This window comes from Pseudoxanthomonas sp. 97-1-1, assembly GCF_057773125.1.
Window position 1 is genome coordinate 97,774 of the sequence record NZ_JBYMTJ010000002.1, and the last position, 15,020, is coordinate 112,793.

Here is a 15,020-nt window from a genome sequence, read left to right on the forward strand (position 1 = left end):
TGACAATATAACCCTCCCGGAAGTCATACTTGTCCCCATGAAGTCCTCCCTCCGCTTCTTCATCGATCGCTTCGCCGCTGCCGGATCGCTGGTGTGTGCATTGCATTGCGCGATCACCCCCCTGCTGTTGGCCGCGATTCCCTCGCTGGGCCTGTCCGTGTGGCTGGGCGACGGGTTCGAGCGTGGCTTCGTGACCTTCGTGACCGTGCTGGGCCTTTTCAGCCTGCTCTGGGGCTATCGCCGCCACCGTGCCTTCCGCGCGCTGGGCATGCTCCTGTTCGGTCTGGCGGCCCTGTGGGCGGGTGTGCTGTATGCACCCCTCCACGAAGCCGTGGTGCCACACGCCATCGTCATGACCGTGGGCGGTACGCTGGTCGGCCTGGCCCACCTGCTGAACCTGCGCCTGAACCACTGGCACATCCACGACGCCAGCTGCGCCCACTGAGCGCCTGCCCGTGACGCTGGCAGGGGCCGGGAAGGCCCCGCTGTGGTAGGCTTTGCGGCCTCGCGCGCAGCGCCCCGATCCGGTGGTCGCACGTGCAATCGCCCCGACCCGGGCGTACTTTTCAGTGAATCAGGAGAACAAAGATGGGCAAGGGTGATCGCAAGACGGCCAAGGGCAAGCGCTATTCGTCCAGCTACGGCAATGCACGCAAGCACACGGTCGCCAAGGCGGGTGTGGCTGCCACCGCCACCGCCAAGAAGTCGGTCGTGAAGACCCCGGCGAAGAAGGCCGTGGCCAAGAAGGCCGTCGCCAAGGCGTAAACCAACCGCGCCGGCAAGCCCGGCAGCGCGTGCGAAACCCCGGCCCATGCCGGGGTTTTCGTTTTTCTAGCCAGGGGTGACGAGGCGGCCGCCTACGTGTATGGCCGACACCAGGTCGCCGCCCAGCCAGTAGGCGAGCTGCGCGGGCTGGCCGATGCGCCAGCGCACGAAGTCCGCGCGTTGGCCGGCCTGCAGGCGTCCACGATCCGACAGGCCCAATGCCCGTGCCGCATGCACGGTGGCGCCGCGCAAGGCTTCCTCGGGCGTCAGGCGGAAATGCGTGCACGCCAGCGACATCGCCAGCCGCAGGGATTGCAGCGGTGACGTGCCGGGATTGCAATCCGTCGCCACCGCCATCGGCACACCCTGTGCACGGAAGGCATCCAGTGGCGGCAATCTGGTTTCGCGCAGCACGTGGAATGCGCCCGGCAACAGCACGGCAACGCTGCCTGCCTGCTTCATGGCGGCGACACCGGCTTCCGAGGTGTACTCCACGTGGTCCGCCGACAGCCCGCCAAAGCCGGCCACCAGCGCCGCACCGCCACCATCGCTCAACTGGTCCGCGTGCAGTTTCACGGGGAGCCCCAAGGCGCGCGCGGTTTCGAACACCCGCTGCGTCTGCGCCGCGGTGAAGCCGATGCGTTCGCAGAAGGCGTCCACCGCATCCACCAGTCCTTCCGCATGCAGCAGCGGCAGCCAGTCGCACACGGCGCCGATGTAATCATCGGCACGTCCTGCGTACTCCGGCGGCAACGCATGCGCACCCAGGAACGTGGTGCGCACCGTGATGCCGAGCGCAGCGCCGATGCGCCGGGCCACGCGCAGCATCTTGCGCTCGTTTTCGAGATCGAGGCCATAGCCGGATTTGATCTCCAGCGTGGTCACGCCATCGTCGCGCAGCGCGCGCGCGCGCGGCAGCGACTGTGCGAACAGGTCGTCCTCGCTGGCGGCACGGGTGGCTCGCACCGTGGACACGATGCCGCCTCCTGCACGCGCGATGTCTTCATAGCTGGCGCCCTGCAGGCGCTGTTCGAACTCGCTTGCGCGGTCGCCGCCGAACACGACATGCGTGTGGCAATCCACGAGGCCGGGCGTCACCCAGTCGCCGCGCGCATCGATGAAGGTGTCGGCCAGCGCATCCGGTGGCGCGGGCAGGCTGTCCATTGCGCCTGCGAACACCAGCACGCCTTCGCGCCAGCCCAGCGCGCCGTTCTCCGCCACGCCGTAACCGGTGTCGCCTGCCAGCGTCACCAGTCGCGCATTCACCAGCAGGCCGTCCCAACGGAGCGTCATGAGGTCAATCGCCTCCGCCGTCGCCGCCGCCGTCCGCATCGCCCTCGAAGCCATGGACGCTGCCGTTGCCACCGTCGTCCCGATCCGTCTTCGCGGCCTTCAGGAACACGAAGACCGCAAAAAGGGCCGCCGCGACGAACAGCAGGGCGATTTCAAGAGCATCCATGGGCGTGCCAGAGCAGGGAGCGACGCGGTAGCCTAACGCACCCTTGTCGCCAGCCGTGAGCATTGCCATGTCCCCGCGTGATCCCAACGAAGCGCTGGCCGTCGCCGCCGACGGCGGATGGCGCGTCCCCGGCATCGCCAACCTGCATTCGCATGCCTTCCAGCGCGCGATGGCCGGCCTGGCGGAGCGACAGACGCATCCGGAGGACAGTTTCTGGACCTGGCGCGAGATCATGTACCGCTTCGCGGCCCGCATGACGCCCGACAGCATGTACGCGGTGGCGACGCAGCTGTATGCGGAAATGCTGGAAGCCGGTTACACGCAGGTATGCGAATTCCACTACGTGCACCACCAGCCGGACGGCACGCCTTATGCCGACCCGGCCGCGATGTCGAAGGCGGTGGTGGCCGCCGCGCGCGACACCGGCATTCGCATGACGCTGTTGCCCGTGCTGTACATGACCGGTGGTTTCGACGGACGCGAGCTTTCGCCACGGCAGCAGCGGTTCGGCCACGGCGTGGACGACTTCCTTCGCCTGTTCGACAGTTTGCGCTCCCTGCAGGATGACGCATTGCGCGTGGGCTGCGCGTTCCACAGCCTGCGTGCGGTGCCGGAAGCGGCCATGCGGCACGTGCTGGCGGCATTGCCCGCCGACGCGCCGGTGCACATCCACATCGCAGAACAGGTGGGTGAGGTGCAGGACTGCCTGGCGCTGCGCCAGGCGCGGCCGGTCGAATGGCTGCTGGGCGAATGCCCCGTCGATCGTCGATGGACGCTGGTGCATGCCACGCACCTCACCGAAGACGAGACGCGCGGCATCGCCACCAGTGGCGCCACGGTGGCGATCTGTCCCACGACCGAAGCCAACCTGGGCGATGGCCTGTTCCCGTTGCGCGACTACCTGCAGGCGGGCGGGCAATGGGGCATCGGTTCGGATTCGCATGTCTCGGTGTCGCCCGTGGAGGAACTGCGGTGGCTGGAGTATGGCCAGCGCCTGGTCACGCACCATCGCAACATCGCGGTGACGCCGGCATCCACCAGTGTCGGTGAGACGCTGTTGCGTGGCGTGCTGGCCAGCGCCGCGGATGCCACCGGCTTCGCGGGGACACACGGGGATTCCGTCCTCCTGGATGGACATGCCCCCGCACTGGCGGGCGCCACGCAGGACGATGTCATCGACCGCTGGCTGTTCGCCGGCAATCGTCCGCTGGTGGAGGAGGTCCGCGTAGCGGGGCGCCAGGTCGTCGCCGGCGGGCGGCACGTGGCAGGCGAGGCCATCGCGCGGCGTTACGCCGGGACGCTTCGACAGCTGCTGCGGGATTGAGGGCGTGCGGGACGGGCTGCCACCGTCGCCGGTGCCATCCGCCGGATCGGGGGTTCCGTCGCGGGTAGTGCCCGCTCCATCCGATGCCTGCACGGCGCATGGACAGGCGCGGCAGCATGGCGGCCATCCCACCCGGAGCCATGTCATGACGTTCGCGCATTCCCTCGCCCTGACGCTGGCAGTGGTCAGCGGTTCCGTCCATGCCATGAGCGACGACGCACTGGCCGATGTCGTCAGCCAGCGCCTGCAGGGCGATCGCACCGGCGCGTGCATGGCAGTGGCCGTGATCGAAGGCGGCAGCGTGGCCCGCACGTTCCAGTGCGCGGATGGACGGGACATCGCGCGCATCGGCGCCGATACCGCCTTCGAGATCGGCTCCGTCAGCAAGACCATGACAGCGGCGCTGCTGGCCGACCTGATCCTGCAGGGCAAGGGCTCGCTGGATGACCCGCTGTCCGAGTGGCTGCCGGCGGGCACCAGACTGCCGGACTACCAGGGCAAGCCGATCCTGATCCGCCACGTGGTGACACACAGCTCGGGATTGCCCGCACTGCCGTCGCGCATGGCCGCGCCGAACGTGGACGATCCCTACGCCAGGCTGGACGAGGCCGCGTTGCTCGCCTCGCTTGGCGATGTCACCCTGACCGCCGCGCCCGGCACGACATTCGAATACTCGAACTTCGCCTCGATGGTGCTGTCCTACGCCGTCGCCCGCCGCGCCGGCACGGACATGGAAACGCTCCTGAAGCAGCGGCTGTTCGCACCGCTCGGGATGCAGCACGCTTACATCGACCATGCACCGCCCGGCGTGCGTGCGGCGGTGGGGCATACGCCGAATGCGCAACCGGCTTCCGCCTGGCATTTCCATGCCAACCTCGCGGGCGTGGGTGGCGTGCGCGCCACGCTCGAGGACATGGTCCGCTACGTGCAGGGCCAGCTTGGTAGCGAGGCGACATCCGTCTCGCCCGCCCTGGCGCTGTCGCAGCAGAAGCTCTCCGATGCGCCACCGATGGCGATGAACTGGATGCTGATGCCGGTCGGGGAGCGCATCGTGCACGTGCACGAAGGCGGTACCGGTGGCTTCTCGTCCTTCGTGTCGTTCGACAAGGACGGGCAGCGGGGGGTGGTGATCCTGTCCGACACCACCTGGAATTCGATCGGCAGCCTGGGCTCGCTGGGCCTGCATCTGGTCGACGTCCGCTTTCCGCTCGGCTCGCCGCGCCGCGAGAGCAAGCCCGATGCCGCACTGCTCGATGCGCTTGCCGGTGAGTACCAGCTGGCGGGCGGCATGAAGATGACCGTGCGCCGGAAGGGCGATGCGCTGGAGATCCAGCCCGCCGGGCAGGGCGCCTATGCGATGGGGTACGACAGTGCGGGCGATTTCTACCCACGCGAGTTCGATGCCGTCCTGCGGCCGCAGCGTACGTCGGAGGGACAGTCGTTCACATGGATGCAGATGGGCGCCGCTCTGCCGGCCAGGCGCATGGATGCCACCGCGCCGAAGCCTGCGTTGAAGCTCGATGCCGCCGTGCTGCGCGAATACGAAGGCGACTACCCGCTCATGCCCGCGTTCGCGCTCACCGTGAAGGCGCAGGGCGAGACGCTGACCATCCAGGGCACCGGCCAGCCGGCGCTGCCCGTGCAGGCGGTGGCGCCGGACGAGTTCGTGATGGACGCTGTCGGCGCCGAGATACGCTTTGAGCGGGATGCGGCGGGCAAGGTGGTTGCATTGACGCTGAAGCAGGCCGGCCAGCAGCTGCGCGGCGAGAGGAAGTAGGCCATGGATCGCGATTACTCCCTGCGCCAGAAGCTGCCACCCGAGGTGCTGGTGGGCGGCAACGCGGTGTGGAGCCGTTATCGCCAGTACCCGGTGTTCGGCCGGCAGTGGTTGCTCGGTCGCAGTCTGCTGTTCTGCGGCGTGATCGCGGTGGTCGCCGCCTTCATAGGGGCCGGTGTCGGCGTGGCGGTGCAGGATCTCGCCATCGCGCTGAAGGTGGCGGCGACGCAGTTTGTCGCCTTCAGCCTGATGGCGACGCTGGGACCTGCACTCGCCACTGCAGTGCGCCATCGTGCCTGGCCGGTTGCATGGGAGCGCAAGGCCGTGGTGATCGCCGTCTTGGCCGGCATGGTGCTCAGCTTCTTCGTCGATCGCGTGGCGTCTTCGTACATCGACCAGTTGGTGAGGCCCGAACTGGCTGCCGCCGGACTGTCCTCGAAGCCGCCTGTGCTTTCACCCGTGATGAAGGCGATCGGCCTGGCCATCAACATCGCCGCACTGGTGGTGATCTACGGCCTGTTCGGTGGCGGGCTGGCCTTGCGCGCGTATTTCAGCGAGCACCGTCGATGGGAAGACCATCATCACCTGCGCGAACTGAGCGCACTCGAAGATCGCGTGCACGAAGCGGACCTGCGCCTGGGCGTGTTGCAGGCCCAGGTGGAGCCGCATTTCCTGTTCAATACTCTGGCCTCGGTGCGCGCACTGGTGCGACAGGATCCCGCCCAGGCGGAGGCCACGCTGGACGCGCTGGTCGCCTTCCTGCGCGCCACCATCCCCAAGCTGCGCGACGACCGCGGGCTGCATGCCACGCTGGGGCAGCAACTGGACATCGCCACCAGCTACCTCGCGCTGATGCAGGTGCGGATGGGCGGGCGACTGGCGTACACGGTGCGGGCGGACGATGCGCTTCGCGCCCTGCCATTCCCACCCTCATTGCTGATCACGCTGGTGGAGAACGCGATCAAGCACGGCATCGAGCCGCGCCCGGGCCCGGGGCGCATCGAGGTGGCGGCGGTCGTTGAAAGCGAGCAGTTGTGCGTCCGGGTCATCGACGATGGGGCCGGCCTGCAGCCTGGCCTGAGCACCGGCGTGGGATTGGCGAACGTGCGGGAGCAACTCGCCGCACGCTACGGTGCGCAGGCGGACTTCGCGCTGTCGCCACGGTCGGACGGCCGCGGTGTTTGCGCCGGGATCCGCGTGCCGCTACGGTCGCAGGCATGAGCCGCATCACCGCCATGATCGCCGAGGATGAAGCGCCGCAGCGACGCGCGCTGCAGCAGCAGTTGCACGCTGCGTGGCCGGAACTCGAAATCGTGGCGGTATGCGAGGACGGCGTGTCCGCACTGGAGGCCGTGGCGCGGCATCGTCCCCGGATCGCGTTCCTCGACATCCGCATGCCGGGCGTCAACGGACTGGACGTGGCCCGGAAGGTGGTCGAACAGGAGGGACTGGTGGTTTTCACCACCGCCTACGAGGATTACGCGATCCGCGCCTTCGAGGCGGGCGCCGCAGACTATCTGCTCAAGCCTGTGCAGGACGCGCGGCTGGCGCAGGCGGTGGAGCGCGTGAGGGAGCGGCTTGCAGACCCGCGCGCGCCTGATCTTCGTGCGCTGATCGACGATCTCGAGGCGCGCCTGCGTCCGCAGGGCGAACGGCTCATCCGCTGGATCACCGCCAGCGTCGGCGACAGCGTGCGCATGATTGCCATCGATGAGGTGCTGTTCTTCCAGGCGCAGGACAAATACGTGCGGGTGGCGACCGCCGATGACGATGCGATCATCCGCATGCCGCTGAAGGAACTGCTGGGCGGGCTTGACCACGATGTGTTCTGGCAGGTGCATCGCGGCGTGCTGGTGCGCGTGCAGGCGATCGACCGCGTGCGCAAGGACGAACTCGGCCGACACCAGCTCAGCGTGAAGGGCCGCAAGGATGTACTGCCGGTCAGCGCCGCGTTCCAGCAGCGTTTCCGCGGCATGTAGGCGATCTCAGCCGAACAGGTCGCCCGCCCTCGCCAGCGCGCCTTCCAGTTCCAGCAGGAACTGCTTGGTCGGCAGGCCGCCACCGAAGCCCGTCAGCGAACCGTCGGCACCGATCACGCGATGACAGGGCAGCACGATGGGCAGCGGATTGCGTCCGTTGGCGGCGCCGACGGCGCGCATCGCGGTGGGTTTTCCGACGCGCTGCGACAGTTGCGCGTAGCTGACCGTTTCCCCGTAGGCGATGCCGGCCAGCGCCAGCCACACGGTGCGCTGGAAGTCGGTGCCGCGCGGTGCCAGCGGCAGATCGAACGCGCGGCGCGTCGCGGCAAAATACTCATCCAGCTGGCGCGCGGCCAGATCGAGCACGGGATGTTGCCCCTCCGTCCATCCAGCACGGTTCGCGGGGTGGCGGTTGCGCGGGAATTCGATCGCATGCAGGCCGTCGTCGGTCGCGGCCAGGGTGAGCGTGCCGACAGGGCTGGCGAGGTGGCGGAAGAGGATCATGGTGAGGGCAGGATAAGGGAGCTCGAATGTAGGAGCGACGTGAGTCGCGACCGGGATCCTTCAGACGACGGAAACATTTCACTCATGCGGTCGCGACTCACGTCGCTCCTGCAGGAGAGCGTGGCTTCTGCGCCGCCATGCTCGCCTTCCACACATGGATCACCGCATACGCGCGCCACGGCCGCCAGGCTTCCGCGCGTGCCGTCAGGACTTTTGCTGTCATCCGCGTGCCATCCGTCGGCACCGCCTTCTGCAGGACCAGATCGTCGGCAGGAAACGCATCCGGATGACCTAGTGCGCGCAGCGCCATGTAGTGCGCCGTCCACGGGCCGATGCCGGGCAGGGCCACCCAGCGTGCAGTGAAATCGTCCAGCGTGCGCTCCGGGTTGAAGTCCACGCGACCTTCGATCAGTGCGCGCGCAAGCCCGCGTATCGTGGCGGCGCGCGCGCGGGTCAGGCCGATCTCGGTCAGATCCACGTCGGCGATCGCGTCGGGCGTCGGAAACACCTGCGTCAGTGCCCCGAACGGTGTCGCCAGCGTGGTTCCATACCGTTGCGCCAGGCGGGCGGTCAGCGTGCGCGCGGCGGCCACGCTGACCTGCTGGCCGATGACGGCCCGCACCGCGATCTCGAAACCTTCCCAGCCGCTGGGCAACCGCAGGCCCGGTCGTTCGCGCAGCAGGGGGCGCAGGCGCGCGTCGCCCTCCAGCGCGTGCGCGATGGCTCGCGGATCCGCATCCAGATCGAACATGCGTCGCAGGCGATGCACGATCCCCAGCAGGTCGGCAGGTGCCGCACCGTGCAATTCCAGCTTCAGGGCATGCGGGTCCTTCCCATCCCATGCGCTTACCCGCAACCAGCCCGGCGCAGCCCCCGTGCCGATCACGCGTGAATACCCGTGCCCATCCACGGCTTCCACGCCGGGCAGGGCGCGTCCGCGCAGGAAATCCAGCATCGCGGCAAAGTCGTAGGGCGGCCGGTAGCCCAGGCGGAGCGTCATGATCTCGTGCGAAGGCGGCGCATCGCGCTTGCGCAGATCGCGCGGCGCCATGCGGTATTCCTCGCGGAAGGCGGTGTTGAACCGGGTCAGGCTGCCGAACCCCGCCGCCAGGGCCACCTGCGTGATCGGCAGCGCCGTATCGGTGAGCAGCTGCTTGGCGAACAGCAGGCGCCGCGTGCCGTGCACGCCCGCAGGCGTCGCGCCCAGGCGTTCGGTGAACAGGCGCCGCAGCTGCCGTTCGCCCAATCCGACTTTCCCGGCCAGTGCGGACAACGGCGCGTCCACCAGCGCGCCCTGGTCGATCAGCTTCAGTGCGCGTGCCACCACTGCATCGCCGCGCCGCCAGGTGCCGTCGCCGGGGGCGAGTTCCGGGCGGCAGCGCAGGCACGGGCGGAAGCCGGCGGCCTCTGCCGCAGCGGCTTGGCGGTAGTAGACGATGTTCGCCGGCTTCGGTGCCGGGGCCGGGCACACCGGCCGGCAGTAGATGCGGGTGCTGGTGACGGCGGTGAAGAACAGGCCGTCGAAGCGCGCATCGCGGCTCAGGCGCGCCTGTTCGCAAACATGCGGGTCGGGCAGGGCAGTGGCATCGGCGGGAAGCATGCGGGAAGGCTAGCACCGGCCCCGCGCGTGGACTCCCCGTTTCCGGACATCAATGCGGCATGTCCGCCCGCGGTGCCAGCACCGGCGCGAAGGTCGCGGCCGTGCCGTCGTTGCGCGCCGGCGCGAGGCCCAGCAACGTCGCCAGCAGCGGGTACACGTCCACGTTGTCGAATGCCGGCAGCGTTGCGCCACGGCGGAAACTGGGCCCCGCCGCCACGAACACCGCGCGCATGGAGGGCAGGGTGTTGTCGTACCCATGCGAACCGCGGTTCAGCCGGTCCTTCGGCACGCGCTGCAGTTGCTCGGCTGGCAGGGCATTCCACCCTTCATCGAACTGGCAGACGATCGCGGGCACGCGCGGATGCCTGCCGTAGTGCCAGCGGGCCGGCAGATCCTGCTTGCGCCAGCATTGGTAGTGGTCGTGCCGACCGAGCAGGCGGTGTCCGGCGGCGGCTTCGTGGCCTGGGCGCGGATTGAAGCCGATCACCTGTCCCGTGCTGACCGCCTCGGCCTGCTCGAAGGCGGCCATGTCTTCCAGCGCGATGTACTGATCCGGCGCCACCGGCGCCATGCCGTGGTCGGAGACCACCACGATGTCCGTGGACGTGCGCAGTCCGCGTGCATCCAGTGCCTGCATGATGCGGCCCACGGCGGCATCCACTTCGCGGATCGCCGCCAGGGTTTCCGGCGCATCCGGGCCTTTGTCGTGGCCCACGTTGTCCACCCGCTCGAAATACAGCGCCGCCAGGTGGGGCCGCGTCGCTGCGGGCTCGGTCAGCCAGTCGGCGACCTGGTCCGCGCGCTCGAGCGAACTGATCTCCGGGGAATAGGGGACCCACCGCGTGGGACGGCGGCCATCGATGGGGGCCGCGTTGCCCGGCCACGCCCAGATCGCAGTGCGCAGGCCGGCCTTCTCGGCGGTGTTCCAGATCGGTTCGCCCTGCCACCAGCGCGCATCCGCGCCCGCTGCTTTGTCGGCCACCTTGAAGCCGCCCACGGCGTCATCGCGCATGCTGTTGTGGATGATGCCGTGGCGGTCCGGCCGCAGCCCGGTGACCAGGGTGAAGTGGTTGGGAAACGTCAGCACCGGGTAGGAGGGATTCATCCATGCCGCGTGCACGCCCTCGGCCGCCAGGCGGTCCAGGTTGGGCGTGTTGCCGCGTGCCAGCGCACTGGCGGCCAGGCCGTCGATGGAAATCAGCACGACGCTGTGCCGGGTGGAGGGTGTCGGGGCGGCGGAGGGGGTGGTGGCGCAACCGGCCGTCCAGAGCAGGACGGCCAGCACCGTCACCCTGACCAATGGCAGGCGCATGCGGTACGTAGAGGAGCTGGAATCCATGACAGCTTGGCAGACTCCGGGGAAATCCGCATGACAACGCTCCTCCGACTTTCGTGCACGCTGGCGCTGGGACTGCTGGCCGGTGATGCGTTGGCCGTGCCGCCGGAAACCACGCGGCAGGCCGAATGCGCCGTCTGGCAGCGCGAACTCAGCTTCGCCCAGTCCGTCGCCGAGCACGATGCCGCCGCATTCGCCGAGCACCTGCATCCCGACGCCGCCTTCGGTGTCAGCCGCGCGCCGACACGGGGGCGCGAGGCCATCACCCTGGAATGGGCACCGCTGATAGAAGGCAAGACGCTGAAGCTGCGCTGGTACCCGGCGGTCGTGACCCTCGGCGGCGATGGCCGCACGGCCTATTCCAGCGGTCCGGCCCTGTACGAGGACCCGGCGACCGGCGAGCACAGGATCGGCCGCTTCGGCTCGGTGTGGCACCGGGGCGATGACGGCACATGGCGCGTCCTGTTCGACGATGGCGTGTCCCCGCAGAAGGCCGATGCGGCGGCCGTGCAACGCTTCCACGAAGGGCGCAAGGTGCACTGCCCTCCTGCCTGAGTTCCGCCTAAACGGTCAAGACGTCCAGACTCACATTCACCCGTGGCGAGGCGTAACGTAGGTCCCACACGCTCGCCCGGGAGTCGATCATGAAACACCTGACCCTCTTCGCTTTCGCTGCCTGCCTGGCGGCTACCGCCGCGCACGCCGAATCGCCTGTCGCCGCAGCGCAACCCGCAGCTTCTCCGGAGACGGCTGTCGCCGAAACCCGCGCCGCGACGCCAGCCACCGATGCCGAGGCCGCCTCCGCAGCCACCGAAAAGCCGCCCGTGTCGGAAGCCAACTGCGTGCGCCAGACCGGCAGCCGCATCCGTCCGCGCGATCACAAGACGGCCTGCAACGGTCTTCCGGGCCGTGCGTACACCAAGGAAGATCTCGACCGTACCGGTCACCTCAACCTGGCTGACGCGCTGCGCTCGCTGGATTCCTCCATCCGGTAATTCCGGAAGAGCGGCCAGCCTCTCCGGTCCCGGATCGTCCGGGAGGCAAGCGCTCCCATGCGCTCTCCTCGCCCAAGGGGAGAGCGCAGAGCCTCAACAGTCGTTCGAACGCCCCGAGGCATACCGCAGCCCGCGCACCAGCTGCGCGATGACGTTCGCATCCGCATACACCGCTGCATCGTGGCCCAGCCCCGTGTACCAGCTGCGCCCGCCATCGAAGGCATGGCACCACGCGATGGGATGGTCGGCGCCCATCAGGCCGCCGTCGTATCCGCGTTCGTCCACCGTGGCGATCACCTGCACGCGCCCGCGCGGATTGGCGCGGTAGTTGTAGAGCTCGTCGGTGATCGGCCAGCGCTCACCCACGGGTTTCCCGCCATGCTCTGGCTGCACGTGCGTGGATTGCAGCCCCGGCGGGTGATCGTGGAAGTACGCGCCCACCAGTTGCCCGTACCAGGGCCAGTCGTACTCGGTGTCGGCCGCGGCGTGCACGCCGACGAAGCCGCCGCCGTTGCGCACGAAGCCCTCCAGTGCCGCCTGCTGTGCATCGTCCAGCACATCGCCCGTGGTGCTGGCGAACACCACCACGCGGTAACGCGCCAGACGGTCGGCGGTGAAGGTACCGCCATCTTCAGTGTGGTCGGCGACCATGCCTTCCGCCGCGGCGATCCGCTTCAACGTTGCCACCGCCACCGGAATCGATTCGTGGCGGAACTTGGCGGTCCTGGTGAACACCAGGATGCGGTCCGGTGGCGTGGCCGCCACAGGCGCCGCGCATGGCAGCCCGGCCAACAGGAAAGCGGAGAGAAGCAGGCGCAAGGCAGTCATGGCCCGGATTCTGCCATGCATGCCATCGCGCACTGCAGCATCGCCGCGGCTCGCGCAGGGCGGCGCCTCCCGCCGATAATGGCCGCATACCTGCATCTGGAACCTGCCATGTCCGATCCCCGCCATGACCCCTCCCGCGTCATCCGCGCCCCGCGCGGCAACACGCTGACCTGCAAGTCCTGGCTCAGCGAGGCGCCGTACCGGATGTTGCAGAACAACCTGGACGCGGAAGTCGCCGAAGACCCCACCTCGCTGGTGGTGTACGGCGGCATCGGCCGCGCCGCGCGCGATTGGGCCTGCTACGACGCGATCCTGAAGTCGCTGCGCGAACTGGACGACAACGAAACGCTGCTGGTGCAGTCCGGCAAGCCCGTAGGCATCTTCCCCACCCACGCCGATGCGCCGCGTGTGCTGATCGCCAATTCCAATCTGGTGCCGCACTGGGCCACGTGGGAGCACTTCAACGAACTCGATAAGAAGGGCCTGATGATGTACGGCCAGATGACGGCCGGTTCGTGGATCTACATCGGCAGCCAGGGCATCGTGCAGGGCACGTACGAGACCTTCGTGGAAATGGGGCGCCAGCATTACGGCGGCAATCTGACGGGCAAATGGATCCTCACCGCCGGCCTCGGCGGCATGGGCGGTGCGCAGCCGCTGGCTGCGGCGCTGGCCGGTGCCAGTTCGCTCAACATCGAGTGCCGGCAGTCCAGCATCGACATGCGCCTGCGCACGCGCTACGTGGACGAGCAGGCCAGCGACCTCGATGACGCCCTCGCACGCATCGCGAAGTACACCGCGGCGGGCGAAGCGAAGTCCATCGCGCTGCTCGGCAACGCCGCGGAAATCCTCCCGGAGCTGGTGAAGCGCGGCGTGCGCCCCGATGCCGTCACCGACCAGACCAGCGCGCATGACCCCGTGCACGGCTACCTGCCGATCGGCTGGACGCTGGAACAGTGGCTGGCCGAGCAGAAGGTGGAGCCCGAGCGCGTGCGCGATGCCGCCAAGCAGTCCATGCGCGTGCACGTGGAAGCGATGCTGGCCTTCCAGAAGATGGGCGTGCCGACGTTCGACTATGGCAACAACATCCGCCAGATGGCGTTCGACCAGGGGCTGAAGAACGCGTTCGACTTCCCCGGCTTCGTGCCCGCCTATGTGCGCCCGCTGTTCTGCCGCGGCGTGGGGCCGTTCCGCTGGGTCGCGTTGAGCGGCGACCCGGAGGACATCTACAAGACCGATGCCAAGGTGAAGGAACTGATCCCCGATGATGCGCACCTGCATCGCTGGCTGGACATGGCGCGCGAGCGCATCAGCTTCCAGGGTCTGCCGGCACGCATCTGCTGGGTCGGCCTGGGCCTGCGCCACAAGCTGGGCCTGGCCTTCAACGAGATGGTGCGCAACGGCGAACTGAAGGCGCCGGTGGTGATCGGCCGCGATCATCTGGACAGCGGCAGCGTGGCCTCGCCCAACCGCGAAACCGAGGCGATGAAGGACGGCAGCGACGCGGTTTCCGACTGGCCGCTGCTCAACGCCATGCTCAACGTCGCCGGCGGCGCCACCTGGGTCTCGCTGCACCACGGTGGCGGTGTGGGCATGGGCTACTCGCAGCACTCCGGCGTGGTCATCGTCTGCGACGGCTCGGAGGAAGCCGACAAGCGCATCGCGCGCGTGCTGTGGAACGACCCGGGCACCGGCGTGATGCGGCATGCGGATGCGGGCTACGACATCGCCGTGCAGTGCGCGAAAGAGCAGGGATTGAAGCTGCCGATGGCGTGATGGCGCGATACCCATGTCGCCACCAGACGGCCCGCGATCGCGGGCCGTCTGGCATGTATCTGCTTCGGCGACGGGTCTGCTTGCGACATGAGGCTGGCGGGTTGGCCGGACCCCAGGGAGAGCCGTGTCAGAGTGCGGTCTGTTTCCGGTCATCAGCTTCGTCGCCCACATATCCCTGCCCAAAGGAACTCCAATGAAATACCTCGGCCTTGCCTACTTCACCCCCGGGAAGTTCGCCGCGATGAGCCCAGGCGACATCGAGGAACTGGTGAGCCAGTGCCCGGCACTGGACGAGAAGATGCGCGCTACCGGCAACGTGCTGGTTTCCGCGTCACTGGGAGACAGGGACGGCTGGGCGACGCTTCGCCCGCGCGATGGCAAGACCCTCGTCAGTGACGGGCCTTACACCGAATCGAAGGAAGTGGTGGGTGGTCTTTTCATCATCGAGGCGGACAGCCGTGACGAGGCGTTGCGCATCGCGTCCATGCATCCGGCTGCCATGTTGGGCGAAGAGGGTGGATGGGCCGTCGAGCTCATCCCCATGGATTTCTTCCTGGCGCGGTGACGGCCTGGGCGCGCGTGCAGGCGTGTTCTGGCGCCCGAACTCCATCCGCTCAACCTGGGTTTCACGAAGAGTCGCGGTGATGTCCGCTGCCGACTGCGGAAGCGGACAGTGG

At 68.3% G+C, this 15,020-nt stretch carries 16 protein-coding genes; 10 read left to right on the forward strand and 6 right to left on the reverse strand.

The features are described 5' to 3' along the window. Positions 1 to 37 precede the first annotated feature (37 nt). Together AC3DET_RS07605 and AC3DET_RS07610 are read left to right on the forward strand one after the other, a co-directional pair. Positions 38 to 445, forward strand: a complete 408-nt coding sequence (locus AC3DET_RS07605; protein WP_337731246.1) for a MerC domain-containing protein — start codon at positions 38 to 40, stop codon at positions 443 to 445. A gap of 143 nt (positions 446 to 588) precedes the next feature. Next, positions 589 to 765 (forward strand): 30S ribosomal protein THX, encoded by a 177-nt coding sequence (locus AC3DET_RS07610; RefSeq protein ID WP_142124535.1) that lies wholly within the window; start codon positions 589 to 591, stop codon positions 763 to 765. A 66-nt stretch (positions 766 to 831) separates the two neighbouring features. On the opposite strand, the gene hutI is transcribed toward AC3DET_RS07610, so the two are convergent. Then, on the reverse strand, positions 832 to 2,058 hold the full coding sequence (gene hutI, locus AC3DET_RS07615; RefSeq protein ID WP_488391222.1) for an imidazolonepropionase: 1,227 nt from the start codon (positions 2,056 to 2,058) through the stop codon (positions 832 to 834). A gap of 4 nt (positions 2,059 to 2,062) precedes the next feature. After that, entirely contained in the window at positions 2,063 to 2,293 is a 231-nt protein-coding gene (locus tag AC3DET_RS07620; RefSeq protein ID WP_337731244.1) for a hypothetical protein, read from the reverse strand. Between AC3DET_RS07620 and AC3DET_RS07625 the strand changes: the two genes are divergently transcribed. The 4 genes from AC3DET_RS07625 (at position 2,292) to AC3DET_RS07640 (ending at position 7,304) form a co-directional block, all read left to right on the forward strand. Further along, the gene (locus tag AC3DET_RS07625; RefSeq protein WP_488391223.1) at positions 2,292 to 3,548 is read left to right on the forward strand and encodes a formimidoylglutamate deiminase; all 1,257 of its coding nucleotides are present in this window, start codon (positions 2,292 to 2,294) and stop codon (positions 3,546 to 3,548) included. The two genes, AC3DET_RS07620 and AC3DET_RS07625, sit on opposite strands and share 2 nt — an antisense overlap. A 145-nt stretch (positions 3,549 to 3,693) precedes the next feature. Then, the gene (locus AC3DET_RS07630) at positions 3,694 to 5,325 is read left to right on the forward strand and encodes a serine hydrolase (RefSeq protein WP_488391224.1); all 1,632 of its coding nucleotides are present in this window, start codon (positions 3,694 to 3,696) and stop codon (positions 5,323 to 5,325) included. Between the two features lie 3 nt (positions 5,326 to 5,328). After that, positions 5,329 to 6,546 (forward strand): sensor histidine kinase, encoded by a 1,218-nt coding sequence (locus AC3DET_RS07635; protein ID WP_488391225.1) that lies wholly within the window; start codon positions 5,329 to 5,331, stop codon positions 6,544 to 6,546. After that, complete coding sequence (locus tag AC3DET_RS07640) at positions 6,543 to 7,304, forward strand: LytR/AlgR family response regulator transcription factor (RefSeq protein ID WP_446538744.1); 762 nt, start codon at positions 6,543 to 6,545, stop codon at positions 7,302 to 7,304. Before AC3DET_RS07635 ends, AC3DET_RS07640 begins: the two co-directional genes overlap by 4 nt. 6 nt (positions 7,305 to 7,310) lie before the next feature. Here AC3DET_RS07640 and AC3DET_RS07645 read toward each other — a convergent pair whose 3' ends face one another. The 3 genes from AC3DET_RS07645 to AC3DET_RS07655 form a co-directional block, all read right to left on the reverse strand. Continuing rightward, complete coding sequence (locus AC3DET_RS07645; RefSeq protein WP_488391226.1) at positions 7,311 to 7,808, reverse strand: methylated-DNA--[protein]-cysteine S-methyltransferase; 498 nt, start codon at positions 7,806 to 7,808, stop codon at positions 7,311 to 7,313. A 97-nt stretch (positions 7,809 to 7,905) separates the two neighbouring features. Beyond that, positions 7,906 to 9,408, reverse strand: a complete 1,503-nt coding sequence (locus AC3DET_RS07650; protein WP_488391227.1) for a DNA-3-methyladenine glycosylase 2 family protein — start codon at positions 9,406 to 9,408, stop codon at positions 7,906 to 7,908. 49 nt (positions 9,409 to 9,457) lie between these two features. Next, complete coding sequence (locus AC3DET_RS07655) at positions 9,458 to 10,720, reverse strand: alkaline phosphatase family protein (protein ID WP_488391228.1); 1,263 nt, start codon at positions 10,718 to 10,720, stop codon at positions 9,458 to 9,460. A 57-nt stretch (positions 10,721 to 10,777) separates the two neighbouring features. Here AC3DET_RS07655 and AC3DET_RS07660 point away from each other — a divergent pair, with 57 nt between their 5' ends. Next, positions 10,778 to 11,299: a YybH family protein gene (locus tag AC3DET_RS07660; RefSeq protein WP_488391229.1), complete on the forward strand. Its 522-nt coding sequence runs from the start codon at positions 10,778 to 10,780 to the stop codon at positions 11,297 to 11,299. Between the two features lie 89 nt (positions 11,300 to 11,388). Further along, positions 11,389 to 11,739: a hypothetical protein gene (locus tag AC3DET_RS07665; protein ID WP_488391230.1), complete on the forward strand. Its 351-nt coding sequence runs from the start codon at positions 11,389 to 11,391 to the stop codon at positions 11,737 to 11,739. Positions 11,740 to 11,832: 93 nt separating this feature from the next. Here AC3DET_RS07665 and AC3DET_RS07670 read toward each other — a convergent pair whose 3' ends face one another. Beyond that, on the reverse strand, positions 11,833 to 12,567 hold the full coding sequence (locus AC3DET_RS07670; protein WP_488391231.1) for a ThuA domain-containing protein: 735 nt from the start codon (positions 12,565 to 12,567) through the stop codon (positions 11,833 to 11,835). Between the two features lie 108 nt (positions 12,568 to 12,675). Here AC3DET_RS07670 and hutU point away from each other — a divergent pair, with 108 nt between their 5' ends. Then, entirely contained in the window at positions 12,676 to 14,343 is a 1,668-nt protein-coding gene (gene hutU / locus AC3DET_RS07675) for a urocanate hydratase (protein ID WP_488391232.1), read from the forward strand. A 193-nt stretch (positions 14,344 to 14,536) separates the two neighbouring features. Further along, positions 14,537 to 14,908 (forward strand): YciI family protein, encoded by a 372-nt coding sequence (locus AC3DET_RS07680; RefSeq protein WP_488391233.1) that lies wholly within the window; start codon positions 14,537 to 14,539, stop codon positions 14,906 to 14,908. Positions 14,909 to 15,020: the final 112 nt, after the last annotated feature.